The sequence below is a fragment of the Hydrogenophaga sp. genome (assembly GCF_026125785.1).
Classification (GTDB): domain Bacteria; phylum Pseudomonadota; class Gammaproteobacteria; order Burkholderiales; family Burkholderiaceae_C; genus Hydrogenophaga.
The window spans coordinates 67,001-93,955 of record NZ_JAHCKL010000005.1; the positions used below are offsets into that span (position 1 = coordinate 67,001).

Sequence of the window (26,955 nt, forward strand, 5' to 3'; positions counted from 1 at the left end):
GGCGACAATAGGCGGGATTTTACCTTTGCCGGCCCGGCCCTTCATGCGCACCCGATTTGTCCTCATCCAGACCAGCCACGCCGGCAATGTCGGTGGGGCCGCACGCGCCATGAAGGTCATGGGGTTTGACGACCTGGTGCTGGTGCAGCCGCGCTGGGCGAATGTGCTGCGCCGCGAGGAAACCATCCAGCGCGCCAGTGGCGCCAACGACGTGCTGGCCAGGGCGCGCATCGTCGATACCCTGGACGAGGCTCTGGAGGGCATCAGCCACTTGTGCGCCACGGCCATGACGCCGCGCGACTTCGGTCCGCCGACCCGGGCGCCGCGTGAGCATTTCCAGGGGCTGTTCGCCCCGCAGGCCGATCTCCCCACCGGCGTGGCTTTTCTGTTCGGCAGCGAGCGCTTCGGCATGCGCAACGAAGACGTCTACCGCTGCCATGTGGCGCTGAGCATCCCGACCGCGCCGGGCTTCGGCTCTCTCAACCTGGCGGCCGCCGTGCAACTCATCGCCTACGAATGGCGCCAGGCGCTGGGGGGATTCGGCGCGCCGGTGGCGGCAGCGCCCGTTCACATTCCCGCCGACGCGCGAGCCGTGTCCGGCATGCTCGAGCACCTGGAGCGGGCCCTGGTGGCCGTGGATTTCCTCGATCCCCAGGCACCCAAGAAACTCATGCCCCGGCTGCAGCAGATGTTCAACCGCGCCGCACCCAGCGAGGAAGAAATCCACATTCTCCGAGGTGTCGCCAAGGCCATGCTGCAAACCGCCGCGCGCGCCAAAGGCTAGACTGCGGCCCATGTTCGACCGTATCCGCTCCGACATCCAGTGCATCCTTGAGCGCGACCCCGCCGCGCGCAGCACCTGGGAAGTCGTCACCTGCTACCCCGGGCTGCACGCCGTCTGGTTGCATCGGCCCGCGCACTGGTGCTGGAACCACGGCCTGAAATGGGCAGGGCGCTTCATCTCGCACATCTCCCGGTGGTTCACCGGCATCGAGATCCACCCTGGCGCCAAGCTGGGTGAACGCGTGTTCTTCGATCACGCCATGGGCGTCGTGGTGGGCGAGACCGCCGAAATCGGCGATGGCTGCACCATCTACCAGGGCGTGACCCTGGGAGGAACATCGCTCTACAAGGGCACCAAGCGGCATCCCACGCTGGGCAAGAACGTCGTCGTCAGCGCGGGCGCCAAGGTGCTGGGAGGCTTCGTGGTCGGCGATGGCGCCAAGATCGGCAGCAATGCCGTGGTCATCAAGCCGGTGCCCGCAGGCGCCACGGCGGTGGGCATTCCCGCCCGCATCATCCCGAGCAAGTCCGGGGAAAGCGCCGACGTGACCGAGGCAGCGCCCAAGTTCCAGGCCTACGGCATCACCCAGGAAGACGACCCGCTGTCCCAGGCCATGCGCGGCCTGATCGACACCACCGCCAGCCAGGAACATCAGATCGCGCTGTTGTGGCAGGCGATCGAAAAACTCGCCGAGACCCGCGAACGCGACTGCGTCCCCGAAGACGCTGCGCGCAAGGAATGCTTCGAAGCCGAGAAGCTCAACCAACTCGTGGGGAAGTGATTTCTCCCCCCCGCGCCGCGCCTGCGGCGCGTCACCCCCCCCAGGGGGGCGGCATCTGCGGCCCGGCAAAGCCGGTTCCGCGATGCCCTGGGTTGGGAAGCGCCACCTCTCCGGCGCGATGGGTCTTTCATCCGGGGATGCCGTGGAACCGGCTTTGCCGGGCCACAGGCATCGCCCCCCTGGGGGGGTGACGCGCCGCAGGCGCGGCGCGGGGGGGGACGGATCAGTGATGATGCCCGTGTGCGCCGTGGGCGTGGCCGTGGGCGATCTCTTCGGCTGAGGCGGCTTTCACATCGACCACCTTGAGGGCGAAGGTGAGGTCCTCGCCGGCCAGGGGGTGGTTGCCGTCGAGGTGGACGGTGTCGCCCTTGATCTTGGTGACGGTGAAGAGGTGGCGCTGTCCCTTGTCGTCGCTGCCTTCGAGCTGTCCGCCCACCTTCACGCCGGGGGGGAATTCCTTCTTGGGGATGGTGGTCACCAGGCTTTCGTCGCGCTCGCCGAACGCCAGCGAGGGTTGCAGGGTGATGGTGGTTTCGAAGCCGGGCTCCTGGCCTTCCAGGGCCATCTCGATGCCGGGCAGCGTGTTGCCATACCCGCCGTGCAGGTAGGCGCGTGGGGTCTTGCCGTCTTCCAGCACCTTGCCCTTGGCGTCGGTGGCGCGGAAGGTGAGGGTGACGACGGTGTCCTTGGTGATCTTCATGGAGCGGTCTTTCGTTCAGCGGGAGGGGCGCACGGCGGACTTGGGGCGGAAAGCCTGGCAGACACCGTCGTGCGTTTCGAGGTAGGGGCCGCCGATCAGGTCGATGCAGTACGGCACGGCGGCGAAGATGCCATGGACTTTCTGCACGCCGTCGGGTCCCTTGAGACCTTCCAGCGTCTCGGCAATGGCCTTGGGCTGGCCGGGTAGGTTGATGATCAGGCAACGGCCGCGTACCACCGCCACCTGGCGCGAAAGAATGGCCGTGGGTACGAAGGCCAGGCTGATCTGGCGCATCTGTTCGCCAAAGCCGGGCATCTCCTTGTGCGCCACGGCCAGCGTGGCCTCGGGCGTCACATCGCGCGGCGCCGGGCCGGTGCCACCGGTGGTGAGCACCAGCGAGCAGCCGGCCGTGTCCGCCAGTTCGATCAGGGTCGCGCTGATGCGCTCGGCCTCATCGGGGATGAGGCGTGGCTCGAAGTGCAACGGGTTCTTCAGGGCGCGTGAGAGCCAGTCCTGCAGCGCCGGCAGACCTTTGTCCTCGTAGACACCGCTGCTGGCGCGGTCGCTGATGGAAACGATGCCGATGCGCACGGCATCCGGGGTGGCGGTGGTGTCGGCGGTGCTCATGCGGGTTCTTCCGTGTCGGCGCCGGTCCCGGTGTCGTCGCTATCGCTGTCGCTGCCGCGCCCCAGCGTCGCCTTGACGATCTGGAAGATGTCCCGGTAGGCCTTGCCGTGGCGAAGGGGCGCGCCCGCGTGGGCTTGCGCCTGATGGGCGGCCTGGGCATCCTTGCGGGCCTGGCGGATCAGTGCGCGCAGATGCTGCACGTCGGCATCGGCGTCGAGCTGCAGCCATTGCGTCAGCGCGTCGTCTTCGGTGATCAGGCGGTCGCGCCATTGTTCGGCCTGGTGCAGGCTCAGCGTCTCGCGGGCGGAGCCCGTGTGCTGTTCCTCTATCACGGTCTCCACGGCGCTCACCGTTTCCGCATCGAGTGCGCGCATGAGCTTGCCGATGAACTGCATCTGCCGGCGCCGGCCCTCAAAGTTGGTGATGCGCCGCGCCTCGGCCAGCGCGTCCTGCAGCTTCTCCGGCAGGTCCAGTCGGCTCATCAGGTCGGCGCGCAGCGTCAGCAACTGCTCGCCCAGGGCCTGCAGGCGGTCGCTTTCTTTCTTCAGGTCGGTCTTGCTCATGTCCACGGAGCCTTTGAGCTCGCGCCGGAGCTCCAGGTCCAGTTCGCTGCCATGGGCGACGAATTGGCCGCGGACGAAATAACCTTTGGTGGGTTTGCGGGACATGCGGTGGCGGTGTGGGCATCGGCGCGCTCGACGGCGGCCAGGGAGGGCGGCAAGTATCATAGCTGCCGCCATGAACCAAGCCCCCCAGAACCGTGCCGCGGCCACCGATGACGCCCGCCAGCCACTCCCCGGATTCCAGTACGCCCGCGCCCAGTTCGAGGAACTGGTCGATCTGGCGCTCTCGCACGCGAAACATCTTGGCGCCGCCGACGCCGCCGCCGAGGTGTCCGAAGGCGCCGGCCTGAGCGTGTCGGTGCGCAAGGGCGAACTGGAGAATGTGGAGCGCAACCGCGACAAGTCGCTCGGCGTCACGGTCTACCTGGGCAAGCAGCGAGGCAATGCGTCCACCTCCGATTTCTCGCCATCCGCCATCCGCCAGACGGTGCAGGCGGCCTATGACATTGCGCGCTTCACCGCCGAAGACCCGGTGGCGGGGTTGCCGGATGAGGCCGACGTGGCCGACCACCATCTCGACCTGGACCTGTTCCATCCCTGGGCGCTCACGTCCGAGGAAGCCGCGCGCATCGCGCTGGCCTGCGAGGCTGCGGCCTTCGCCACCAGCCGGCGCATCAGCAACAGCGAAGGCGCGGGCGTGTCCGCGCAGCAGTCGCATTTCTTTGCCGCCCACCTGCGGGGCGGCGAGCGTGGTCGCCCTGGCATCTTCAGCGGTGGCTACGCCAGCTCGCGCCACAGCCTGTCCGTGGCGCCCATCGCCGGCAAGGGCGCCAACATGCAGCGCGACTACTGGTACAGCTCCACCCGCGCGCCGCAGGACCTGGCTTCGCCAGAGGCCGTGGGCCGCTACGCCGCCGAACGCACGCTGGCGCGCCTGAACGGCCGCAAGATCGCCACCACCGAATGCCCGGTGCTGTTCGAGTCGCCGCTGGCTGCCGGCCTGCTGGGCAGCTACGTGCAGGCCACCAGCGGTGGCGCGCTCTACCGCAACACCACCTTTCTGCCCGACAGCCTGGGCAAGCGCGTGCTGGCCCGCCACATCGACATCCTGGAAGACCCGCACGTGCGCAACGGCAAGGGCAGCTCGCCGTTCGACGACGAAGGCGTGCGCACCGCCCGGCGCAAGGTGGTGAGCGCCGGGCGCGTGCAAGGCTATTTCCTCTCGACCTATTCCGCCCGCAAGCTGGGCATGCGCACCACCGGTAATGCCGGCGGCTCGCACAACCTCACATTGACCAGCCGCCTGACCCAGCCCGGTGACGATTTGCGCGAGATGTTCCGCAAGCTCGGGCGCGGTCTGTTTGTCACCGAGCTCATGGGCCAGGGCGTCAACTACGTGACGGGCGATTACTCGCGCGGTGCTTCGGGTTACTGGGTGGAGAACGGCGAGATCGCCTACCCGGTGCACGAAATCACCATCGCCGGCAACCTCAAGGACATGTTCCAGGGCATCGAAGCGGTGGGCGCCGACGCCTACAACTACGGCGCCAAGACCACGGGTTCGATCCTGGTCAACCGCATGAAGGTCGCTGGTAGCTGATGTGGCCCCCACGCTCCGCCGCTACGCGGGTCGCTGCCCCCCAAGGGGGCTGACCCCGCCTTGGGGCGGCTCGGCGGCGGGGTCGGTGGCCCTCACGCTGTGTCGCTGCCTCCCGAGGGTGGTGGCGCTTGTGCTGTGTGGCTGGCCAGGAGCGGGGCATGCGGCCTGAAGCGCTGGCCTTGCTTGCTGCGGCCTGCTGGGCGGTGGCGGCGCTGTTTTCGGCGCCGGCTTCGCAACGCCTGGGGGCCATTGCCTTCAGCCGCTGGCGCATGCTGTTCGCCAGTCTCATCCTCTGGGGGATCGCGCTGGCCAGCGGCGGTTGGCGCAGCCTGGACGCTTCGGCCTTTGGCCTGCTCGCGCTCTCGGGCGTGATAGGCATCTTCATTGGGGATACCGCGCTGTTTGCCTGCATGAACCGCCTGGGGCCCCGGCGCTCAGGTGTGTTGTTCGCCACCCATGCGCTGTTCTCCGCGGTGTTCGCCTGGTTTTTCCTGGGCGAGCGTCTCTGGGGCTGGGCGCTGGTGGGCAGCGGCCTGCTGGTCGCGGGCGTGATGCTGGCCATCGTCTGGGGCCGCAGGGGCGACGAACAGCACGGTTGGGAGCAGACCCGTGGCCGTCTCGCGGTGGGCGTGGCGCTGGGGCTTCTGGCGGCGCTGTGCCAGTCGGTCGCCACGCTGATGCTCAAGCCGCTCATGGCCTCTGGCATCGATGCGGTGGCGGGCTCGGCCCTGCGCATGAGCATGGCCCTGCTGGCACACGGCCTGCTGCTGTCCACGGGCTGGAGAGGGGCGCGGCCGCTGGCGCCGATGCGCCTGCGCGATGCCGGGCTCATCTTCGGCAGTGCGGCGGTGGCCATGGCGCTGGGCATGACGCTGATCCTCCAGGCCATGAAACACGGTCAGGCCGGCCTGGTCGCGGTGCTGTCCTCGGTGACGCCCATCCTTATCCTGCCGGTGCTCTGGCTGGTCTACCGCCGCCGGCCGGCGGCAGGGGCCTGGCTCGGGGCCGCGCTGGCGGTGACCGGCACCGCGTTCATCCTGCTGCGGTAGCGGGGCGCCCCGCCGAGGCCGGGCGTCAGCCCGCGAGAGCGGCCTTCACGGCGGCCGAGACCTGGCCCATGTCGGCCTTGCCGGCCAGCCGGCTCTTCACGGCACCCATGACCTTTCCCATGTCCCCAGGGCCTTTGGCGCCGAGTTCGGCAACGATGGCGCGGACTTCGGCGGCGATCTCATCGGCCGACAGGCGCGCTGGCAGGTAGGTCTGCAAGACGGCCATTTCCGCGGTTTCCTTGTCCACCAGGTCCTGGCGGCTGGCTTTGGTGAAGGCCTCAATGCTGTCCTTGCGCTGCTTCACCAGCTTGTCCACGATGGCCACCACCATGGCGTCGTCCAGCTCCACGCGCTCGTCCACTTCCTTCTGCTTCATGGCCGCGGTGAGCAGGCGGATGGTGCCCAGGCGTTCGCTGTCCTTGGCACGCATGGCGGCTTTCATGTCTTCGGTGATCTGGTCTTTGAGGCTCATGGGGGCTCCGGAATGCAAGGGGGAAAAGGAGGGAGGGAGACCGTCAAACGGGGGGTGGCGGGGCAGGGGGCCATGAAAAAAGCCCGCCTGAGCGTCCTCCAGCGGGCTTTCGGGCGCAACCGGCGTGGCCGGCGGCTCTCGATGCGATCAGTACAGCTTTTTGGGCAGTTGCATCGAACGCACGCGCTTGTAGTGGCGCTTCACGGCAGCGGCCTTCTTGCGCTTGCGCTCGGCGGTGGGCTTTTCGTAGAACTCGCGGGCGCGCAGGTCGGTCAGCAGGCCGAGCTTTTCGATGGTGCGCTTGAAGCGGCGCAGAGCCACGTCGAAGGGCTCGTTGTCTTTCACACGGATGGTCGTCATTGGCGATAGGTATCCAGATTGCGCAGAGAGAGGTCGAACGGGAAGATCGGGCCCGGGCGACGTCGCTGCAAAGTGTCCCGTCATTAACTAGTATTGGCCGACGGGATATGCCAGCAAAGCCCGCAATTATAGCCACTTCGCGGGGTCAGGCAAGCCAGGGGCCTTCAGGGCGTGGGCAGGGCCTGTGCGCAGGCGTGTGCGCTGGACCAGGCCCACTGGAAGTTGTAGCCGCCCAGCCAGCCGGTGACGTCCACCACCTCGCCGATGAAGTACAGCCCGGGCTGCCGGGACTCCAGGGTCTGGGACGACAGGTCGCGCGTGTCCACCCCGCCCAGCGTCACCTCGGCCTTGCGGTAGCCCTCGGTGCCGGTGGGCGTGAGCTCCCAGCGTGAAAGCCGCTCGGCCAGCCGCGCCAGCGCCTTGTCCGCCACCTCGGCCACGGGGCGCTGCCAGTCGCTGTCCTGTTGCACCCAGGCTTCGGCCAGCCGGCCGGGCACCAGGTGGGCGAGTTCGTTGACCAGCAGCTTGCGCGAGCGGGCCTTGGCCTGCGACAGGGCCTCGGGCAGCCGGATGTCGGGCGCCAGGTTCAGCCGGATCGGTGCGTGGTCGCGCCAGTAGCTCGATATCTGCAGCACCGCAGGCCCCGAGAGGCCCCGGTGGGTGAACAGCAGGTCTTCGAGGAAACCCATGCGGGTTTTCTTGTCTCCGGTCTCGATGTGCACGGGCAGTGCGAGCCCTGCCAGCCCGGCATACGGTGCCCAGCCTTCGCCGTCGAAAGTCAGGGGCACCAGGCCGGGACGCGTCTCCACCAGGCGCAAGCCGAATTGGGTGGCGATGCGGTAGCCGAAGTCGCTCGCGCCTATCTTGGGAATGGAAAGGCCGCCGGTGGCCACCACCAGTGCGCGGCCGCGTACCGTGCCCTGGTGGGTGTCCACCTCGTAGGCACCGTCGCCGCCCTGGCGCACGGCCTGCACCCCGCAGGGCTGCCAGCGCTGCACGCCGCCGGCTTCGCACTCGCGCAGCAGCATCTGGATCAGGTCTTCGGCCGAGCGGTCGCAGAAGAGCTGGCCCTTGTGTTTTTCATGGAAGGCGATGCCGTGCCGCTGCACCAGGGCGATGAAATCGGCCGGTGTGTAGCGCGAGAGCGCGGAACGGCAGAAGTGCGGGTTGGCGCTCAGGAAGTGCTTGTGCGGTGACTGGGCGTCCAGGTCGCGGTTGGTGAAATTGGCGCGCCCGCCGCCGGAAATGCGGACCTTCTCCGCCACCTTCTCGCTGTGGTCCAGCACCAGCACGCGCAGCCCGCGCTGGCCGGCGATGCCGGCACAGAAAAGTCCGGCAGCGCCGGCGCCGATCACCACGGCATCGAATTCATGCATGGCGCGCAGTGTATGCGCGGTCCTGCAGGCGGGAAGCGCCGGCAGGCATGCCGCAGAATGCAATCCCAGTGGAGCGGCTCACTTTTGCCGGCCGCTTCGAGGACCATGGGACTCTCCGTGACGACACCCGCCGATCGCCCCCTGCCGATGCGCTTTCTGTGGTTTCTGGGGCCTCTGATCCTGAGCAATGTCCTGCAGGCCCTGGGCGGCACCTTGAACAACGTCTACCTCGGGCAGATGCTGGGTGCGCGGGCCATGGCCGCGGCGGTGAGTTTCTTCCCCGTCCACATGTTCCTGCTTGCTTTCGTCATCGGCCTGGGCACGGGGGCCTCGATCCTGGTGGGCCAGGCGCGTGGCGCGGGGGACCTGGACAAGGCCAGGCAGGTGGCGGGTGCGGTGATCTGGGGTGGCCTGCTGCTGGGCATCGCCGTGGCCGCCATCGGTGGGGTGACGGCGGCGTGGCTGGTGCGCTGGCTGGGCACGCCAGCCGAGATCGAGGGCGACGCGGTGCGCTACGCGAGCGTCCTGATGGCGGGACTCCCCATCTTCTTTACCAGCATGCTGGCGGCTGCAGTGCTGCGTGGCATGGGCGACACGGTGACGCCCCTGCGCATGCTGGTGGTGTCCTGCCTGGTGTCGGCGGCCCTGACGCCCGCGCTGATACGGGGATGGCTGGGCTTGCCCAAGCTGGGTGTGTCCAGCGCGGCCTGGGCCCAGCTGGCGGCCACTCTGTTGGCCCTGGCCTGGCTGACCTGGCATCTGCGGCGCAGTGGGCACGGGCTGGCCCTGCACCTTCTCAGGGCCCACCTGCGGCCGCATGCGCCGGTGCTGCGCAATGTGGTCCGCCTGGGCATCCCGACCGGCCTGTTCTTCGTCACCGGCTCTCTGGCGGACATGGCCTTGCTGTCGCTGGTGAATCGCCACGGGGTGCACGCCACCGCCGCCTGGGGCGCGGTGAACCAGGTCATTGCCTACGTGCTGTTTCCCGCCATGTCCATCGCCATCGCGGCCTCCGTGTTCGCGGCGCAGGCCATCGGCGCGGGACGGCGGGAAGACGTGGGGCGCGTGGCCCGCGTGGGGCTGCTGATGAACCTGGCACTGACGGGCAGCCTGGCACTGCTCGTGGCCCTGCTGGCACCTTTCGTGGTGTCGCTCTTCGTGAAAGACGCTGCCGTCATCGACCTGGCCGCGCAGGTCCTGCGCCTGAGCGTCTGGGGTTCCATCCTCTTCGGCCTGGCAAGCGTATTCAGTGGTGTCATGCGCGCGGCAGGCACGGTGCGTGTGCCCACCGCTATTTCGCTGGGCTGTCTGGCGCTGCTGCTGTACCCGTTGGGCCGGCTGCTGGGAGGGGCGTTCGGACTGCCCTTTGTCTGGCTGGCCTACCCACTGACCTACGCCTGCGCCCTGCTGCTCCAGGCCGGCTACTACCACCGCATCTGGCGGCGCCGGCCGATCGCGAAGCTGGTTTGAACCCGCTCAGCCTTTCCAGGTGAAGGGAAAGGCCAGTTGCCGGAGAAAGCCCTTGGGCACGTAGCCGCCGAGCACGCCGTAGCGCTCGGGCCAGACCCGGGGGCTGTTGACGGCGGTGCCGAACAGGTGGTCCAGGAAGGCGTAGTGCGCCGCGTAGTTCTTGTCCAGGGCTTCCTGGTCTTGGCTGTGGTGCCAGTGGTGGAAGTTGGGCGTGACGATCAGGTAGCGCAGTGGGCCCAGGCGCACGCTGACGTTGGCGTGGTTGAACACCGCCTGGAAGCCGACAACGATGATGTAGGCATCGATCACTTCCTTGGAAAAGCCCAGCAGGAAGATGGGGCCGAGCACCAGTGTGCGGGTGATCAGCGTCTCCAGGATGTGCTGGCGCGAGCCGGCCATCCAGTCCATGTGCTCGGTGCTGTGGTGCACCGCGTGCAGGCGCCAGAGCAGCGGCACCTCGTGGTAGGCGCGGTGGGTCCAGTACTGCATGAGGTCGGCCACCAGGATGATGAGCGGCAGCGCGGCCCAGAACGGCAGTTGCGCGATCCAGCCGCGCACCCCTTCGGTCGGCACCCAGCCGAAGATGTTGTGCACCAGCAGGTTGGTGGCCAGCAGCATGAAGCCGATGACCATGTGGTTGACGATGAAGTGGTTCAGTTCGGTCTGCCATTCCGGCCGGAAGATGGGCTGGTCCTTGCGCAGCGCGAACAGTTTTTCAATGAAGATGAAGATCAGCGCGGAGCCCAGCAGGTCCAGGATGAACCAGTCCAGGCCGATGTAGGGCGTGCCGTCGGGGAAGTTCGGGTCCACCTCCACCTTGTGGCCGCCCAGCAGCGTGCTGAGCGTGACCACGGCGAAGGCGGCTGCCGAGAGCCAGCGCGCGCGGTTGAACAGCACGTTGACCAGGCTGAGCGCGCCGGCCACCACCAGGGCACCGAACAGGATCTGGCGCATCAGCGCCACGTCGTACTGGCGGCGCAGTTCGGGCGTGGTCAGGTACTCGGGGAAGTGAAAGGCCATCACGCCCAGGAAGCACAGGATGGCCAGTGTGAAGGCGATGACGCCGGAAACCAGGCCCCTGCCGGGGCGCAGGGCGCCGTCGCTGCCGATGAATGCACGCAGTTGCTTGAGCATGTGTCTGCTCCTCCCACGCGCCGAAGGGCGCGTTTCCTGTGGGCAGTGTAGCGGTGGCGGCGGGGCGTGTGGCTCAGGCCGTGCGCGCCAGCGCGTCGGGTGCCTGCAGCGCGGCCAGGCCACCGACCACGTCGCCCACCACGATGACCGCCGGGCTGCCCAGGCCTTCATGGTCCAGCGTGGCGCGCAACTCGCCGAGCGTGGACACCGCGTGGCGCTGCGACGGCAACGTGGCGTTCTGCACGATGGCCAGGGGCGTGTGCGCCGGCAGGCCTGTAAGCAGGTCCCGCTGGATCTGCGCGGCGCTGGAGACGCCCATGTAGATCACCAGCGTGAGCCGTGCCTGGTGCGCGGTGCGCGCCAGGGCCTGCCAGTCGGTGCCGCTGTCCCCGGGCTTGGCATGGCCGGTGACGAAGACCACGCCGTGCGCATGCTCGCGGTGCGTCAGCGGCACGCCCAGGGTCGTGAGCCCGGCCAGGCCGGCGGTGATGCCGTTGACCACCTGCACCTCGATGCCAGCGGCGCGCAGGTGTTCCACCTCTTCGCCGCCGCGCCCGAAGATGAACGGGTCGCCGCCCTTGAGGCGAACCACCATCTCGCCTTCGCGCGCGGCCATGACCATGAGCTTCTCGATGAAGGCCTGCGGCGTGCTCTTGCAGCCACCGCGCTTGCCCACGTGCACGATGCGCGCGCCAGGACGCGCATGGGCCAGCACGCCATCGCTCACCAGGTCGTCGACCAGCAGCACCGTGGCCGAGGCGATGGCCTTGACCGCCTTGAGCGTGAGCAGTTCCGGGTCTCCCGGGCCGGCCCCGACCAGGGCCACGGTACCGGGCAGGAATTCAGAGGGCGTGGGCATGGCGGGCTGCGGGTTCATGGTGGGACAGCTCTCGCAAGATGTGTTCCACCTGCGAGGCGATGGGGGTGGGTACTGGTTGTTCGCCGGCAAGCACGGCACGGATGTAAGCAGCCGTTGCAGCCGCGTCCACCGCAGGCAGCGAGGGCAGTTGCGCCAGCGGCCCGTCCTGTGCGGCCTGCACTTCTGTGCGCAGGCCGTCGCGGAACACTTCCATGCGCGGTGTGCGGCGTGCATCGGCCACGGGCTCGCCCTCGGTGCCGCGCAGCAGCAGGGCGTGCGCGCCGGTCAGCGTCCAGGTGGCGGCCATGGCGCCGGCGTATTCGGGGTGGGTGTAGCTGCCGACGATGAAGGCCGCACCCCGGCAGGGATTCATGAGCTTGACCAGGCTGTGCGCGGGATTGCGCAGGCCCACCGCGCGGCGCACGTCGAGCAGGCGCTTGAGGCTTGGCAGCAGCCGCTCGGTCGGTACGAAGGCCAGTTCACCGGGGGCGGGCGCCCGCCCGGGTTCCCGTGGCGCCACGTCCAGCGCAGCCAGCACGTCGGCGGAGGTCACGCGCCGGTCTTCGGTGGGCGTGCCGTGCAGCAGCACCGCCGCGCCCCGGCGCGCCAGCAGCAAGGCCAGCAGCGGCGTGAGCACCGGCAGCTTGCGCGCGCCGTTGTAGCTGGGCAGCACCACGGTGGGGTGGCCTGCGTCCGGCAGGCGCTGCAAACGTGCGTGTGTGGCGTCCAGGAAGCCGGCCATCTCTTCGGGGGTCTCGCCCTTGATGCGCATGGCCAGGCAGAAGCCGCCAACCTCCAGGTCGCTTACCGTGCCGTCCAGTACCTGGCCCAGCAGGTCGGCGGCCTGCGCTCGGTCGAGCGCACGCGCGCCGTCCTTGCCGCGGCCGATTTCCTTGATGTATTGGCTGATGCCCATGGTGTGCGGCGGATTGTCCGGCAAGTTTGATGACTTGTCGTTATATGCAGACATGGCCTCTGGCCGGCTGCTTCAGGCCGCCAGAGACGCCGTGCGCGCCGGGTGGGCCTGCACCAGCCGGCGCAGCTCGGGCACGCAGGAGCCACATTGCGTGCCGCACTGAAGCCGGTTCTGCAGGGCCGCCAGGCGCTGGCTGGCGTCGCCCTCGCAACGCGCCAGCTCGTCTGCGATGGCCGCGTCGGTCACCTGGAAGCAGGTGCAGACCGTCCGTGCGCGCGGGCCCACGTTCACCGGCGCCCTGGCCCCGGGCATGAGCAGCGAACGGCCATAGGTCTCGGCCGGCAGTTCCTCCTGCAGCACGGGCCGGATCCAGGCTTCGGCCTGCGTATCGCCCGCCAGCAGGACACCTTCCAGGCGCGTGTGACCGCCTTCTTGAACCCGCCTGACGGTGCGCCGCTGGCCGCGCTGCTGGTCGGCGTAGCGCAGGGCATCGCGCGTATCCAGCCCCAGCAAGGCCTCGATCTGCTCCAGCACCTCTGGCGCCGGAGCCACATGCCCGGCGGCGCGGAACAGCACGCCGGTGCGGCCCAAGGTGTCGGCCTGCGCCAGCGGCACACCGTTGGCAAACGGGACACAGGCCGCGAACGGAAAGCGGGCCATCAGCGCACGCAGGGCCGCGTGCGCGCCCAGGGCCTGTGCGTCCGGCAACCAGGCCAGGCCCAGCAGGGTCCACGGCAGGTCGGCCTTGAGCACCTTCACCGCCGTGTGCTTGAGCTCGGGCTGGCGCGAGGTCGGGCAAAAAGCGGGGCTGGTGAGCGCGTTGACGCCGGCCAGCACCTCGCCATTGCTGGCCTGGCCGCCCAGGTACTCGCCGCCCCAATGCATGGCGATGAAGGCCTGGGACGGGCCGAGTTCATCGCTGGGCTGCGCCGGCACCAGGATGGCGCCACGCCGGCTCGTCACGTACACCAGATCGCCCGAACGGATGCCCTGGCGAGCCATGTCCTGAGGGTGCAGTGCCACCACGGGTTCGGGCACGTGGCCGAAGAGGCGCCCCAGCGTGCCCGTGCGGGTCATGCCATGCCACTGGTCGCGCAGGCGGCCGGTGATCAGCGAGAAGGGGTAGCGCGCCTCGCGCGGTTCGGCCAGCGGCGCATAGGGCAGGGCGGCAAAGCGCGCCCTGCCATCCGGTGTGGGAAACACACCATCCTCGTACAGGCGCGCCCGGCCCTGGCTGTCCCCGGCGCGCAGCGGCCATTGCTGAGGGCCCTGCTGCTGCAGCATGGCGTAGGACAGGCCGGTGATGTCCAGGTCGCGGCCGCGCGTGGACTCGCGGTGCTCAAGCCAGAGGCTCTCGGCGTCCGGGTAGGGAAACAGCGTGGGCAGGCCGGGCCGCAGCCGTGCCTCCAGCCGCTGCGCGAAGTCCACCGCGATGCGCCAGTCGTGCCGCGCCTGGCCGGGCGCGGGCACCGCCGCGCGCACGCGGCTGATGCGCCGCTCGCTGTTGGTGACGGTGCCGTCTTTCTCTCCCCAGGTGGTGGCGGGCAGCAGCAGGTCGGCGTAATCGCAGGTGGCGGCGCCCGCGTAGGCCTCCTGCACCACCACGAACTCGGCACGCTGCAGCGCGCGGCGCACCGTGGCCTGATCGGGCAGGGACTGGGCCGGGTTGGTGCAGGCGATCCAGAGGGCGCGGATCTCGCCGTCGGCCGCGGCCTGGAACATCTCCACCGCCGTTTTGCCGGGATGCGCCGGTACCGACGGCACGCCCCACAGGGCGGCCACTTCGGCGCGGTGCTCCGGGTTGGCCATGTCGCGGTGGGCCGACAGCAGGTTGGCCAGGCCGCCCACTTCGCGCCCACCCATGGCGTTGGGCTGGCCGGTCAGGCTGAACGGTCCGGCGCCGGGTTTGCCGATCTGGCCCGTGGCCAAGTGCAGGTTGATCAGCGTGGCATTCTTCGCCGTGCCGCTGCTGCTCTGGTTCAGTCCCTGGCAATACAGGCTGAGCGTGGCGGGCGACTGCGCGAACCAGCGCGCGGCGGTGTACAGGTCTTCCTTTGGCAGGCCGCAGACCTGAGCCACCTGGGCCGGCGTGCACTCGCGCACCAGCGCGCGCAGTTCGTCGAAACCGCTGGTGTGCGCCGCGATGTAGACGGCATCGGTCCAGCCCTCCCACAGCATGATGTGCAGCAGGCCATGGAACAGCATCACGTCGGTGCCGGGCTGCAGCGGCAGGAACAGGTCGGCCAGGCTGGCGGTGTCGGTGCGGCGCGGGTCGGCCACGATCACCTTCATGGCCGGGTTCTTCTGTTTCGCGTCCTCGATGCGGCGGAACAGCACCGGGTGCGCGAAGGCGGTGTTGCTGCCGACGATGAACAGGCAACTGGCATGGTTCACGTCGTCGTAGCAGGCCGGCGGTGCGTCCGCGCCCAGGGTGAGCTTGTAGCCAGCCACGGCGCTGCTCATGCACAGGCGCGAATTGGTGTCGATGTTGTTGGTGCCGACGAGGCCCTTGGCCAGCTTGTTGAAGGCGTAGTAGTCCTCCGTCAGCAACTGGCCGCTGACATAGAAGCCGACCGCATCGGGGCCGTGGCGGTCGATGACGTCGGCGAAGCGGTCCGCCGCCAGGTCCAGCGCCATGTCCCACGCCAGAGGCTGGGGTTCGGCGCCTCGCTGCGGGCGTTGCTGCGGTTGCAGCAGCCGGGTTTGCCGCGCGACGGCGGGCAATGCCGTGAGGTGCAGCGTCTGCCCCTTGGTGCACAGGCGGCCGAAGTTCGCCGGGTGCTGGGGGTCGCCGCGCACGCCGGTGATCTGACTGCCCTGGCTCTCGATCAGCACCCCGCAGCCCACACCGCAGTAGGGGCAGGTCGAGCGGGTGGTGGTGGGTGTCATGCCGTGGCGGTTCTGCGCGCCGGGCCCGCCACGGGGCGTGTCGGCTCGGTGGCGTGCGTGGCCAGCTCGGCCGCATCCAGATGCACCACGCCATCCTCGACCTTGACCGCGAAGCGCGGCGTGCAACCCTCGTCGGGCTCGCGGGCGCAGCCGCTGTCCAGTCCTATGGTCCAGTTGTGCAGCGGACAGGCCACCTGCGTGCCGAAGACGATGCCCTGGCTCAGCGGGCCGCCCTTGTGCGGGCAGCGGTCGAGCAGGGCGAAAACCTCGTCACGGTCGTTGCGGAACACCGCCACGTCCAGGCCACGCTCCCGCCGCACGCAGCGCGAGCCCAGCACCGGAATCTCGTCCACCCGGACGATGGGAATCCACCCGTTCATGCGGGACTCCCTTCGGTCGCGACGGAGGCCGCGTGGATGGGGATGAACTGACGGGTATCGACCGCGGCCTTCTGGTGCTCGAACCAGGGGTCGGGCTCGCCGTCCAGCGCGAACTGCAACTGCGCCCACAGCGCCTTGCGGCCCTCGGCATCTTCCAGGATGCGCTTCTTGACGTAGTCCAGCCCGACGCGGTTGACGTAATGCACCGTGCGCTCCAGGTACCAGCCTTCCAGCCGGTAGAGCTGCATGAAGGCGCCGGTGTACTCCAGCACCTCTTCGGCCGTCTTGAGCTTGGTGAAGAAGTGCGCGACCTCGGTCTTGATGCCGCCATTGCCGGCGATGACCATTTCCCAGCCCGAGTCCACGCCGATGATGCCCACGTCCTTGATGCCGGCTTCGGCGCAGTTGCGCGGGCAGCCGCTCACCGCGAACTTGACCTTGTGCGGCGCGTACATGCGCCACATCGCGCGCTCCAGGTCCTTGCCCATCTGGGTGCTGTCCTGCGTGCCCATGCGGCACCACTCGCTGCCCACGCAGGTCTTTACCGTGCGCAGGGCCTTGGCATAGGCGTGTCCGCTGGGCATGCCAATGTCGTTCCACACGGCCTGCAGGTCCTCCTTCTTCACGCCCAGCAGGTCGATGCGCTGGCCGCCGGTGACCTTGACCGTGGGGATCCGGTACTTGTCCACCACATCGGCGATGCGGCGCAGCTCGGCCGCCGTGGTCTCGCCACCCCACATGCGCGGAATCACACTGTAGGTGCCGTCTTTCTGGATGTTGGCGTGGGCGCGTTCGTTGATGAAGCGGCTCTGCGGGTCGTCCCTGGCTTCCTTGGGCCAGGTGCTGATGAGGTAGTAGTTGACGGCCGGCCGGCAGGTCGCGCAGCCATTGGGCGTGCGCCAGCCCATGCCCGAGAACACCTCGGCGATGCTGAGGTACTTCTGCGTCCGGATCGCGTCCCGCACCGCCTGGTGGCCGTGTTCGGTGCAGCCGCACATGGCCTTGAGCTTGGGTGTGGCCGAGTAGTCGCCGCCGGCGGTGAACATCAGGATCTGCTCCACCAGCCCGGTGCAGGAGCCGCAGGAGGCGCTGGCCTTGGTGTGCTTGCGCACCTCCTCCAGTGTGAACAGCCCCTTGTCCTTGATGGCCTTGCAGATGCTGCCCTTGGTGACGCCATTGCAGCCGCACACCTCGTCCGTGTCGGCCATGGCGGCCGCCTTGCTGTGTCCTTCGTGGCCCACGTCGCCGATGTTGGACTCACCGAACATCAGTCGGTCGCGGATGTCGGCCACGCTGCGACCTTCGCGCAGCAGCTTGAAGTACCAGCTTCCGTCCACCGTGTCGCCATACAGGCAGGCGCCCACCAGCTTGTCGTCCTGGATCACCAGCTTCTTGTAGATGCCGCCCGAGGGATCGCTCATCACGATCTCCTCGGTGCCTTCGCCGCCCATGAAGCGGCCGGCGGAGAACAGGTCGATGCCCGTGACCTTGAGCTTGGTGGAGGTCAGTGAACCCACGTAGCGGCCGATGCCGAACTCCGCCAGGTGCGTGGCCAGCACCTTGCCCTGCTCGAACAGCGGTGCCACCAGGCCGTACGCGGTGCCGCGGTGCGCGGCGCATTCGCCCACCGCGTAGATGCGTGGGTCGGTGGTGGTCTGCAGCGTGTCGCTGACCACGATGCCGCGGTTCACGTGCAGGCGCATGGACTCGGCCAGTGCCGTGTTGGGGCGAATCCCCACCGCCATCACCACCAGATCGGCGGGCACTTCGCTGCCGTCCTTGAAGCGAACGGCGCGCACGCGGCCGTCTTCGCTGGCCAGCAGTTCCTGCGTCTGCGCGTTCATGAGAAAGCGCATGCCGCGCGCCTCCAGGGACTGGCGCAGCAACTGGCCGGCCACGTCGTCGAGCTGGCGCTCCATCAGCCATGGGCCCACGTGCACCACGCTGACCTGCATGCCGCGCTTCATCAGGCCATTGGCGGCCTCCAGGCCCAGCAGGCCGCCGCCGATCACCACGGCATGGCGGTACTGCGTGGCCGCGTCGATCATGGCCTGCGTGTCGGCGATGTCGCGGTAGGCCAGCACGCCCTGCAGGTCCTTGCCCGGGATGGGCAGGATGAAGGGGTGGGAGCCGGTGGCCAGGATCAGCCGGTCGTAGGGCACGCTCACCGCGTCGCCCGCGGTGGTGGTGCCATGCACCACCCGGCGAACGCGGTCCACGGTGTGCACGGTGCAGCCCGCATGCAGGGTGATGCCGTTGTCGCGGTACCAGGCCCAGTCGTTGAGGACGATCTCCTCCAGCGTCTGCTCGCCGGCCAGCACCGGCGAGAGCAGGATGCGGTTGTAGTTGGGATGCGGCTCGGCGCCGAACACCGTGACCTCGTAGAGGTCCGGCGCCAGCCGGATGAGTTCCTCCAGCGCGCGCACCCCGGCCATGCCGTTGCCCACCATCACCAGTTTCTGCCGCGGACGCGGCGGTTGGCTCATGTCCATGTCAGGCTTTCATCGCAGCGGCAGCGCCCGCCGCTCCCTGGCGCGCGGTGGCGATGGGTTCGACCTTGCGCTGTTTCTCGTACAGGAAGGTCAGGATCTCCTGCCGGCAGTGGTTGTAGGCCGGGTTCTCGGCCAGCGCGATGCGGTTGCGCGGGCGCTCCAGGGGCACCTCCAGGATCTGGCCGACGGTCGCGGCGGGGCCGTTGGTCATCATCACCACGCGGTCCGACAGCAGCACCGCCTCGTCCACGTCGTGGGTGATCATCATCACCGTGTTGCCCAGTTCGCCCTGGATGCGGATCACCTCGTCCTGCAGGTGGGCACGCGTGAGCGCATCCAGCGCGCCGAAGGGTTCGTCCAGCAGCAGCACCTTGGGTTCCATGGCCAGCGCGCGCGCAATGCCCACGCGCTGCTTCATGCCGCCGGAAATTTCGGAAGGCAGCCGGTTCAGCGCGTGCGACATGTTGACCATGTCCAGGTTGTGCAGGATCCAGGCCTTGCGCTCGGCCGCGGACTTGCTGTCGCGAAAGATCTTGTCCACCGCGATCTCGACGTTCTGGTAGACCGTGAGCCAGGGCAGCAGGGAGTGGTTCTGGAACACCACGGCACGGTCCGGGCCGGGCGCGTTGACTTCGCGGCCGTCCACGATCACGCCCCCGTTCGTGGCCTTGAGCAGGCCTGCCACGATGTTGAGCACGGTGGACTTGCCGCAGCCCGAGTGACCGATGAGCGAGATGAACTCACCGCGCCGAACGTCCAGGTTGATGCCCTTGAGCACCGGGTTGACCGCGCCGCCGTTGCCGCGGAAGGTCATGTCGACCTGGGAGATGCTGAGGTATGCGTTGCTCATGTGCGTGCTTCCGTTGGGTGGGGTCAGGCAGCCGATGTGCCGCGTGTGACGGCGCGCCCAATCCAGGCGACGATGCGGTCCAGCAGGAAGCCGATCAGGCCGACGTAGACGAGCGCGAGGATGATGTCGCTGATGCGAGAGGAGTTCCACGCATCCCAGATGAAGAAGCCGATGCCCACGCCGCCGATGAGCATCTCCGCCGCGATGATGGCCAGCCAGGACAGGCCCACGCCGATCCGCAGCCCGGAGAAGATGAAGGGCGCGGCCGCCGGCAGCATGATCTTGATGAAGTACTCGATGCCATTGAGCCGGATCACGCGCGCGACGTTGCGGTAGTCCTCCGGGATGTTGCGGATGCCGATCGAGGTGTTGATGATGATGGGCCAGATCGAGGTGATGAAGATCACGAAGATGGCCGACGGATGGCCGTCGCGAAAGCCGGCCAGCGAGATCGGCAGCCAGGCCAGGGGCGGCACGGTGCGCAGCACCTGGAACAGCGGGTCCAGGCCGCGCAGCGCCCAGGTGGACTGGCCCACCAGAACACCCAGGCTCACACCGGCCAGCACAGCCAGCGAGTAGCCATAGGCCACGCGCTTGAGGCTGGCCAGCAACTGCCAGGCAATGCCGACGTCGTTGCCGCCGTTGTCGTAGAACGGATGCACGATCAGCTCCCAGGTGTCTTCCACCACCTTGCTGGGTGGTGGCAGCGCCGCGCCGGGGCGCGTGCCCAGCATCTCCCACAGCACCACCAGCAGGCCGATGACCAGCAGCGGCGGCAGCACATGGTTCATGAAAACGCGGCCTGCTGACCTGAGCCAGGCGGGCAAGGCCGCCGGTGCGGCGGGCGCGGCCAGGCGGATGGGTTCAACGGTGTCGGTGGTGCTCATGGGGCGGCTCCGGTAAGGGGCGTGCGGGGAAGACGCCTCAGGCGCTCTTGATGGTCTTGAGGCTCAGGCTGTCGAGGTACTTCTTCGGGTTGGCCGGATCGAACACCTTGCCATCGAAGAACTTCTCCACGCCGCGCGAGGTGGAGGTCGGGATGTCCTTGGCGGCCACGCCCAGTTCCTTGGCGGCTTCGCGCCAGAGGTCCTCGCGGTTGACCTTGGCGATCAGCGCCTTCGTGTCCAGATTGGCCGGCAGATAGCCCCAGCGGATGTTCTCCGTGAGGAACCACAGGTCGTGGCTCTGGAAGGGGTAGCTGGCATGGTCTTTCCAGAAGCGCATCTGGAACTTGCTGTTCATCTCCACCCGGCCGGTGCCGTAGTCGAAGTCGCCCTTGACGCGGTCGATCACGTCGGCCACCGGCGCGTTGATCCAGCGTCGGCGAGAGCAGATCTCGGCCACCTCGGCGCGGTTGGCCGGGTCTTCGCACCACATCTGCGCTTCCATGACCGCTTTCAGCAGGGCCTTGGTGGCATTGGGGTTGGCGCTCACGTAGTCGGCGCGCATGGCGAAGGCTTTCTCCGGGTGGTTCATCCAGAGCTCGCTGGTGGTGAGGGCCGTGTAGCCGATCTTCTGGTTGATCAACTGGCGGTTCCAGGGCTCGCACACGCAGAAGGTGTCCATGCTGCCCACCTTCATGTTGGCGACCATCTGCGCGGGAGGCACCACGATGGTGGTGATGTCTTTGTTGGGGTCCACGCCACCGGCGGCCATCCAGTAGCGGATCCACATGTCGTGCGTGCCACCGGGGAAGGTCATCGCCGCATTCACCGGTTTGCCGGTCTTCACGCGCTTGGCGAGCAGTGCCTTGGCGAACTCCTTGGTGTCCAGGCCGACCTTGAGGTCCTTGTACTCGTCACCCACCGAGATGCATTGCCCGCCCAGGTTCAGGCGCGCCAGGATCTGGATCGGCACCGGCACGTTGTTGGCGGTGACCGCGCCCGTGCTGATGAGGTAGGGCATGGGCGTGAGGATGTGCGCACCGTCGATGCCGCCCTTGCCCGAGCCCAGCACGAGGTTGTCGCGCGTGGTGCCCCAGGACGATTGCTTGAGCACTTCCACCTCGGTCATGCCGTGCTTCTTGAAGAAACCCTTCTCGTCGGCGACGAACAGCGGCGCGGCATCGGTCAGCGCAATGAACCCCAGCTTGGCGGCCTTGGTCTCCAGTGCGCCCGACGCGCGGGCGCGGGTGCTCAACAGGCTGCCGGCCAACGCGGCCCCGCCCAGTGCGGTGGCTTTCTGGATGACGGCGCGGCGCGACAGGGGCGTGGCGTTCGACGGGTTCTGCATGATCAACTCCTTGAAAAGCGGCGATGAGAGGGACGAGGCACTTCGGAACCCCAAAACGAAAACGGCGCCCATTGCGGTCCTGGCCGCAAGGCCGGGAGCGCAATGGACGCCGTTGTCCGTGTCTGGGAAGACGGGGAAGAAACCAGCCGCCGTTGGCCGCCTTCTTCGTTGCCAGCATCAAAGCAGTTAACGTGCCAGGTGTTCGGGTTTTCCCTGTAAGAACAGGAAGTCCTTGATTTCCCTGCAGAAACGGCCGCCATGGCCGATGCCCACGCAAGGCATCGATGGCGCGGCCGGCCTCAAAATGGTGCGGCGCGGAACCGTGGCACGAAATCCGTGCGCGATGCCGGCGGTCAGGGCGGGCTGTGTGGCAGCACGTCGGCCATGGCCAGCACCGCTTCGGCCACCTCGATCAGGCGGCGGTTCTGGTTCATGGCCATCTGGCGCATGGTCTTGTGCGCCGCTTCTTCGGAGAGCTGGCGGTGCGCCATCAGCAGGCCCTTGGCGCGTTCGATCACCTTGCGCTCGTTGAGGCTGGCGCGCACCGTGTCCAGTTCTTCGCCCATGGTCTGCAGCCGGCGCGCCTGTTCCTGCACCAGCTCCAGGATGGAGCGCTCCAACTGATGGCCATAGCCCTGCGCGGGGGTGTCCGGTGCGCCTGTGGCGTTGAAGAAGGAGAGGGCGTCCGCGTCGCGGCCCGGTCTCGGAGCCAGCGCGTGGAAGCTCTCCAGCTCCCGGGTGGCGGCGGCGATCTTGTCCTCGCAGGCGCGCAGCAGGTCCAGCGCCAGCCGGTCTTCCACGCCCTTCATGCGGTCCATGCGGCGGCTGCAGCAGTCGAACCAGGTCTGGCTGAGTTGGGCGTTGAGCGGCGAGCCATGGGCGGCGGTGCACAGCACGCGCCGCAGCCGCTCCAGTTCGGCCAGGGTGGCGCCGGCCTGGCTGGCGGCCCAGAGTTCGGCCACCGGCGGGTGGCCGAACTCGCTGAACACCTGCAGGCAACGCTCCTGCGAATCGATCAGGTGCAGCAGGCGTTGCTGCCCGGCCGCATCGGCGCGGCCCGAGGCGAACAGCGCGGAGCCCAGGGCGCGCTCCTGACCGGCGAACTCCTTGCCCTGCATGAAATTGAACAGCGCCACCAGCAGGCGTGAGATCTCCGGGTCGCTGGCGCTGTCCGCCGCCTCGAACACCACCGCCAGCAGCCCCGCGATCAGGCGCACGTAAGCGTCCGTCGCCTGGCCGGTGGACCAGGCCAGCGCAGCGATGCGCTCGCGCAGGCCGCCCAGTGCGTCCAGACCCTGCAGCACGTAAGCGATGCGGCTGAACAGGCGCGCGCCCTGGCCCTGGCGGACGGTGTCGGTGTCCAGGCTGTCGAAACAGGCGCGCAGTTCGGCCTCGGTCTGTTGGCAGGTCCGCACCTGCTGCGCCAGCATGTCGGCGAACTGCGTGCCCTGGGAGCCCAGGTACAGATTGGAGAGCCCGCGCTCGCGCTGCAGGCCATGGACCAGGCGGCCGGTCACATTCACCAGCGCGCTGGTCAGTGCGAGCTGGCGCAGTTCGGCGATCTCGCAGCGCTTGGCCGCGACAAGAAAGGTCAGGCCCGATTTCATGGACGTGGGGAGGGGGGGCAGACGGGTCACGCGGGAACCCCAGCAACAAGCGTGCCCGTACACTTCTCCGATGATCATTCTGGGAATCGAGTCGTCCTGCGACGAAACCGGCGTCGCCCTGGTCGACGCCAGCGGCAGTGGCACGCCGCGCCTGCTGGGCCACGCCTTGCACAGCCAGATCGACATGCACCAGGCCTACGGTGGCGTGGTGCCCGAACTGGCCAGCCGCGACCACATCCGCCGCGTGCTGCCGCTCACCGATGCGGCGCTGGCCCAGGCCGGCCTGTCGCTGCCGGCGGTGGATCTGGTGGCCCACACGCGCGGGCCGGGGCTGGCGGGCGCGCTGCTGGTTGGCTCCGGCGTGGCCTGCGCGCTGGGCTTCGCGCTGGGCAAACCGGTGATCGGCGTGCACCACCTGGAAGGCCACCTGCTGTCGCCTTTTCTCAGTGCCGATCCGCCGGTATTCCCTTTCGTGGCGCTGCTGGTCTCCGGCGGGCACAGCCAGCTCATGCGGGTGGACGGCGTGGGCCGCTACGCGCTGCTGGGCGAAACCATCGACGACGCGGCCGGCGAAGCCTTCGACAAGTCGGCCAAGCTGCTGGGCCTGGGCTACCCTGGCGGGCCCGCGCTCTCGCGCCTGGCGCAGCAGGGCGACCCGCAGGCCTACCGCTTTCCCAGGCCGCTGCTGCACAGCGGTGACCTCGACTTCTCCTTTGCCGGCCTCAAGACGGCCGTGCTGACCCAGGTCAAGCGCCTGGCGAATGCCCGCCTGGAGGGACCGGCCACTTCGCATCTGGCGGACACCTTGAGCGAGAAGCAGAAGGCCGATGTGGCCGCCAGCGTGCAGGCGGCCATCGTCGAGGTGCTGGTGAAGAAATCCATGGCCGCGGTGCAACAGACCGGCCTGCGGCGCCTGGTGGTGGCCGGTGGCGTAGGCGCCAACGCGTGGCTGCGCGCGCAGCTCGGTACCGCCTGCGAGCGCGCCGGCGTGCGCGTGCACTACCCCGAATTGCACCTGTGCACCGACAACGGCGCCATGATCGCGCTGGCGGCCGGCATGCGCGTGCAGGCCGGGCTGCTCACCGACGTTCCCTCGGCGTACCACTTCGACGTCAAGCCCCGCTGGCCCCTGGCCGAGCTGGCGGCGGGTTCGTCCATGGCTGTGGACCGTTCGGATACCGGGGCGGGGAAGCTTCTGTAATTATGAATTAGACTCCGTGCTGCTGTCACCAAGGCGACTCCGATCCGGGGTCACGCCGATCAGCAGTTCCAACACACGGAGAGCAGCTCTCATGACATTGACATCCCTACGCGGCCGTCGCGCCGTTCTTGCCGCCGCGCTGTGCATCGGTGCCCTGGGCACGGGCGCCCAGGCCCAGACCCCTGCGCCGGCCACCGGCGCCCCGATCCGCATCGCCCTGATCGAAGGCCTCAGCGGCCCGATCGCCAACACCGGCGAGGCGGTGTTTCGCAACCTCGTCTGGGCCACCGAGCGTGTCAACGCGCGCGGCGGCGTGAAACTGCCCGGCGGCAACCGGCCGCTGCTGATCGAGCGCTTCGACAGCAAGGGCCAGGCCGAGGAGGCGCTGTCGGCGCTGCGCGCGGCCACCGACCGGGGCATCTCCATCGTCACGCAGGGCAATTCGTCGGCGGCGGCCAGCGCGCTGATCGAGGCCATTGGCAAGCACAACGAGCGCGATGCCGCGCGCCAGATGCTGTTCCTGAACTATTCGGCGGTGGACCCGGCGCTCACCAACGAGAAATGCAGCTTCTGGCATTTCCGCTTCGACGCCCACGCCGACATGCGCATGAGCGCACTCATGAGCGTGCTGCGCGAAGACCGCCAGCTCAAGAGCGTCTACCTGATCGGACAGGACTACAGCTTTGGCCAGGCGGTGCTGCGCGAGGCGCGCAACCAGCTCGCCGCGCAGCGGCCGGACGTGAAGATCGTCGGCGACGAATTGCACCCCATGGCGCGCGTGAAGGACTTCCTGCCCTACGCCTCCAAGATCAAGGCCAGCGGCGCGCAGGCCGTGCTCACCGGTAACTGGGGCAACGACCTCACGCTGCTGGTGAAGGCCGCGCGCGAGGTGGGCTTCGAGGGCAGCTTCTACACCTTCTACGGCAACGCGCTGGGCGCGCCTGCCGCCATGGGCGACGCCGGCATCGGCAAGGTGATCGCGGTGGCCGACTGGTTCCCCAACGTGCCGACACCCGAGTCCGAGGCCTTCTACCAGGCCTTCCGCCAGCGCTACCCCAACCCGGCCGACGACTACGTGCACATGCGCATGCAGCTCATGATCGAGGCCCTGGCGCAGGCGATCGAGCGCGCCGCAGAGGTCAACGCGGCCAGCATCGCGGCCCAGCTGGAGAAGGCCGAGGTCACGCTGGCGGGGCAGACCGCGCGCATGCGCGCGGCCGACCACCAGTTCCAGCAGCGGCTGGCCGTCGCGGTGATGGACAGACAAGGCTCCCCCGGCGTCAAATTCGACGTCGAGGGATCGGGCTACGGCTTCCGCGTGATCCGCAACCTCACCGCGCAGCAGGCCGAACAGCCCCACCGTTGCAACATGGTCAGACCCGGATGACATCTTTCTCCTCGCCCCTGCCGATCCGCCCCGCCGTCGCCAACCTGGAGGCCTCGCGCATCCGCGAGGTGGCCAACGAGGGCATCGGCCGCGACGATGTGCTGGCTTTCTGGTTCGGCGAGAGCGACGAGACCACGCCGGCCTTCATCCGCGAGGCGGCGATCGCCTCGCTGCAGGCCGGCGAAACCTTCTACGCCCACAACCTGGGCCTGCCCGAATTGCGCGAGGCCCTGGCCATCTACACCGATGGCCTGCACCCGGGGCGGGGCACCGCGCACTGGCAGGGCCGCCTGGCGGTCACCTCGGGCGGGGTCAATGGGCTCATGCTGGCGTCCCAGACCCTGGTGGAGGCGGGCGACGAGGTGGTGGTGGTCACGCCGGCCTGGCCCAACCTGGTGGCGCAGCCGCAGATACTGGGCGCCCGCATCCGCCCGCTGCCACTGCGTGTGCTCGAAGACGGCCCGCGCGCCGGGGCCTGGGCGCTGGACATGGACGCGTTGCTGGCCGCCGTCACCCCGGCCACGCGCGTGCTGATCGTCAACGCCCCGAACAACCCGACCGGCTGGACCTTGAGCGCGGCCGAGCAGCGCGCCATCCTGGCGCACTGCCGGCGCACCGGCACCTGGATCCTGGCCGACGAGGTCTACGAGCGGCTGTACTTCGCTGGCGACACGGCCAACGGTGCGGCCAGCAGCTTCCTGGACGTCGCCGAGCCGGACGACCGCCTCATCGTCGCCCACAGTTTCTCCAAGAGCTTCCTCATGACCGGCTGGCGCCTGGGCTGGCTGGTGCTGCCGCCCGCACTGACGCCTGCCGTGGGCAAGCTGATCGAATACAACACCTCGTGCGCCCCGGTGTTCGTGCAGCGCGCGGCGGTGCAGGCGCTGCGGCGCGGCGCCGAAGTGACGCCCGCGCTGGTGGCGCACCTCAAGGCCTGCCGCGACACCCTGGTGCCGCTGCTGCGGGCACTGCCCGGCGTGACGCTGGCCGAGCCGCAGGGTGGCATGTACGCTTTTTTCCGCCTGGCCGGGCAGGGCGACTGCCTGGATACCGCCAAGCGCCTGGTGCGCGAGGCCGGCCTGGGCCTGGCCCCGGGCAGCGCCTTCGGCCCCGAGGCGGCGGGCTGGCTGCGCTGGTGTTTTGCCAGCCGCGACCGCGACCGGCTGGCGCAGGGCGTGGACCGGCTGCGCCACTGGCTGGCTGGTCTATAATCCCCGGTTGCCGTC

The 26,955-nt window shown here is 68.6% G+C and carries 24 protein-coding genes; 8 read left to right on the plus strand and 16 right to left on the minus strand.

The window, feature by feature from the left end; genetic code table 11:
• Positions 1-43: 43 nt before the first annotated feature.
• Both KIT53_RS07240 and cysE read left to right on the plus strand, forming a co-directional pair.
• Positions 44-784, plus strand: a complete 741-nt coding sequence (locus tag KIT53_RS07240) for an RNA methyltransferase (protein WP_297749835.1) — start codon at positions 44-46, stop codon at positions 782-784.
• A gap of 10 nt (positions 785-794) precedes the next feature.
• Positions 795-1,565, plus strand: a complete 771-nt coding sequence (gene cysE, locus KIT53_RS07245; protein WP_297749838.1) for a serine O-acetyltransferase — start codon at positions 795-797, stop codon at positions 1,563-1,565.
• A 223-nt stretch (positions 1,566-1,788) separates the two neighbouring features.
• Here the strand turns inward: cysE and KIT53_RS07250 are convergent, their stop codons facing one another.
• The 3 genes from KIT53_RS07250 to yjgA are packed head-to-tail and all read right to left on the minus strand — an operon-like array spanning position 1,789 to position 3,560.
• Positions 1,789-2,265 carry a peptidylprolyl isomerase gene (locus KIT53_RS07250; RefSeq protein WP_297749841.1) on the minus strand — a complete coding sequence of 159 codons (477 nt, stop codon included), beginning with the start codon at positions 2,263-2,265 and terminating at the stop codon, positions 1,789-1,791.
• 15 nt (positions 2,266-2,280) lie between these two features.
• Positions 2,281-2,892 carry a molybdopterin adenylyltransferase gene (mog, locus tag KIT53_RS07255; protein ID WP_297749844.1) on the minus strand — a complete coding sequence of 204 codons (612 nt, stop codon included), beginning with the start codon at positions 2,890-2,892 and terminating at the stop codon, positions 2,281-2,283.
• Positions 2,889-3,560 (minus strand): ribosome biogenesis factor YjgA, encoded by a 672-nt coding sequence (yjgA, locus tag KIT53_RS07260; protein ID WP_297749848.1) that lies wholly within the window; start codon positions 3,558-3,560, stop codon positions 2,889-2,891. The genes mog and yjgA overlap by 4 nt, the downstream gene beginning before the upstream one ends.
• Before the next feature lie 70 nt (positions 3,561-3,630).
• Between yjgA and pmbA the strand changes: the two genes are divergently transcribed.
• Together pmbA and KIT53_RS07270 are read left to right on the plus strand one after the other, a co-directional pair.
• Entirely contained in the window at positions 3,631-5,055 is a 1,425-nt protein-coding gene (gene pmbA / locus KIT53_RS07265; RefSeq protein ID WP_297749851.1) for a metalloprotease PmbA, read from the plus strand.
• Between the two features lie 158 nt (positions 5,056-5,213).
• Positions 5,214-6,104 (plus strand): DMT family transporter, encoded by an 891-nt coding sequence (locus tag KIT53_RS07270; RefSeq protein ID WP_297749854.1) that lies wholly within the window; start codon positions 5,214-5,216, stop codon positions 6,102-6,104.
• Positions 6,105-6,129: 25 nt separating this feature from the next.
• On the opposite strand, the gene KIT53_RS07275 is transcribed toward KIT53_RS07270, so the two are convergent.
• The 3 genes from KIT53_RS07275 to KIT53_RS07285 all read right to left on the minus strand — a co-directional run bounded on the left by KIT53_RS07275 (position 6,130) and on the right by KIT53_RS07285 (position 8,312).
• Complete coding sequence (locus KIT53_RS07275; protein WP_297749857.1) at positions 6,130-6,576, minus strand: GatB/YqeY domain-containing protein; 447 nt, start codon at positions 6,574-6,576, stop codon at positions 6,130-6,132.
• Positions 6,577-6,723: 147 nt separating this feature from the next.
• Entirely contained in the window at positions 6,724-6,936 is a 213-nt protein-coding gene (rpsU, locus tag KIT53_RS07280) for a 30S ribosomal protein S21 (protein WP_056273869.1), read from the minus strand.
• A gap of 164 nt (positions 6,937-7,100) precedes the next feature.
• On the minus strand, positions 7,101-8,312 hold the full coding sequence (locus KIT53_RS07285) for an NAD(P)/FAD-dependent oxidoreductase (protein WP_297749860.1): 1,212 nt from the start codon (positions 8,310-8,312) through the stop codon (positions 7,101-7,103).
• A gap of 117 nt (positions 8,313-8,429) precedes the next feature.
• Between KIT53_RS07285 and KIT53_RS07290 the strand changes: the two genes are divergently transcribed.
• The gene (locus tag KIT53_RS07290) at positions 8,430-9,782 is read left to right on the plus strand and encodes an MATE family efflux transporter (protein WP_297749863.1); all 1,353 of its coding nucleotides are present in this window, start codon (positions 8,430-8,432) and stop codon (positions 9,780-9,782) included.
• A gap of 6 nt (positions 9,783-9,788) precedes the next feature.
• On the opposite strand, the gene KIT53_RS07295 is transcribed toward KIT53_RS07290, so the two are convergent.
• The 10 genes from KIT53_RS07295 to KIT53_RS07340 form a co-directional block, all read right to left on the minus strand.
• Positions 9,789-10,916, minus strand: coding sequence for a sterol desaturase family protein (locus tag KIT53_RS07295; RefSeq protein ID WP_297749867.1), 1,128 nt, complete (start codon positions 10,914-10,916; stop codon positions 9,789-9,791).
• 73 nt (positions 10,917-10,989) lie between these two features.
• Positions 10,990-11,775, minus strand: coding sequence for a uroporphyrinogen-III C-methyltransferase (gene cobA, locus KIT53_RS07300; RefSeq protein ID WP_297750269.1), 786 nt, complete (start codon positions 11,773-11,775; stop codon positions 10,990-10,992).
• Positions 11,759-12,691: a DNA-binding protein YbiB gene (ybiB, locus tag KIT53_RS07305; RefSeq protein ID WP_297749870.1), complete on the minus strand. Its 933-nt coding sequence runs from the start codon at positions 12,689-12,691 to the stop codon at positions 11,759-11,761. The genes cobA and ybiB overlap by 17 nt, the downstream gene beginning before the upstream one ends.
• A 72-nt stretch (positions 12,692-12,763) precedes the next feature.
• Positions 12,764-15,580, minus strand: a complete 2,817-nt coding sequence (locus tag KIT53_RS07310; RefSeq protein WP_297749872.1) for a nitrate reductase — start codon at positions 15,578-15,580, stop codon at positions 12,764-12,766.
• Complete coding sequence (gene nirD, locus KIT53_RS07315) at positions 15,577-15,960, minus strand: nitrite reductase small subunit NirD (protein WP_297749875.1); 384 nt, start codon at positions 15,958-15,960, stop codon at positions 15,577-15,579. Before nirD ends, KIT53_RS07310 begins: the two co-directional genes overlap by 4 nt.
• Positions 15,957-18,446 carry a nitrite reductase large subunit NirB gene (gene nirB, locus KIT53_RS07320; protein WP_297749878.1) on the minus strand — a complete coding sequence of 830 codons (2,490 nt, stop codon included), beginning with the start codon at positions 18,444-18,446 and terminating at the stop codon, positions 15,957-15,959. The genes nirD and nirB overlap by 4 nt, the downstream gene beginning before the upstream one ends.
• Positions 18,447-18,453: 7 nt before the next feature.
• Entirely contained in the window at positions 18,454-19,266 is an 813-nt protein-coding gene (locus KIT53_RS07325) for an ABC transporter ATP-binding protein (protein ID WP_297750271.1), read from the minus strand.
• 59 nt (positions 19,267-19,325) lie between these two features.
• Entirely contained in the window at positions 19,326-20,189 is an 864-nt protein-coding gene (gene ntrB / locus KIT53_RS07330) for a nitrate ABC transporter permease (RefSeq protein ID WP_297749881.1), read from the minus strand.
• Between the two features lie 37 nt (positions 20,190-20,226).
• On the minus strand, positions 20,227-21,534 hold the full coding sequence (locus KIT53_RS07335) for a CmpA/NrtA family ABC transporter substrate-binding protein (protein WP_297749885.1): 1,308 nt from the start codon (positions 21,532-21,534) through the stop codon (positions 20,227-20,229).
• A 353-nt stretch (positions 21,535-21,887) separates the two neighbouring features.
• Positions 21,888-23,141, minus strand: coding sequence for a nitrate regulatory protein (locus KIT53_RS07340; protein ID WP_297749888.1), 1,254 nt, complete (start codon positions 23,139-23,141; stop codon positions 21,888-21,890).
• Between the two features lie 70 nt (positions 23,142-23,211).
• On the opposite strand from KIT53_RS07340, the gene tsaD reads away from it, so the two are divergent.
• From tsaD to KIT53_RS07355, 3 genes are all read left to right on the plus strand, one after another.
• Positions 23,212-24,342 (plus strand): tRNA (adenosine(37)-N6)-threonylcarbamoyltransferase complex transferase subunit TsaD, encoded by a 1,131-nt coding sequence (tsaD, locus tag KIT53_RS07345; RefSeq protein WP_297749891.1) that lies wholly within the window; start codon positions 23,212-23,214, stop codon positions 24,340-24,342.
• A gap of 91 nt (positions 24,343-24,433) precedes the next feature.
• Positions 24,434-25,729: a branched-chain amino acid ABC transporter substrate-binding protein gene (locus KIT53_RS07350; protein WP_297749895.1), complete on the plus strand. Its 1,296-nt coding sequence runs from the start codon at positions 24,434-24,436 to the stop codon at positions 25,727-25,729.
• Complete coding sequence (locus KIT53_RS07355; protein ID WP_297749898.1) at positions 25,726-26,940, plus strand: pyridoxal phosphate-dependent aminotransferase; 1,215 nt, start codon at positions 25,726-25,728, stop codon at positions 26,938-26,940. Before KIT53_RS07350 ends, KIT53_RS07355 begins: the two co-directional genes overlap by 4 nt.
• Positions 26,941-26,955: the final 15 nt, after the last annotated feature.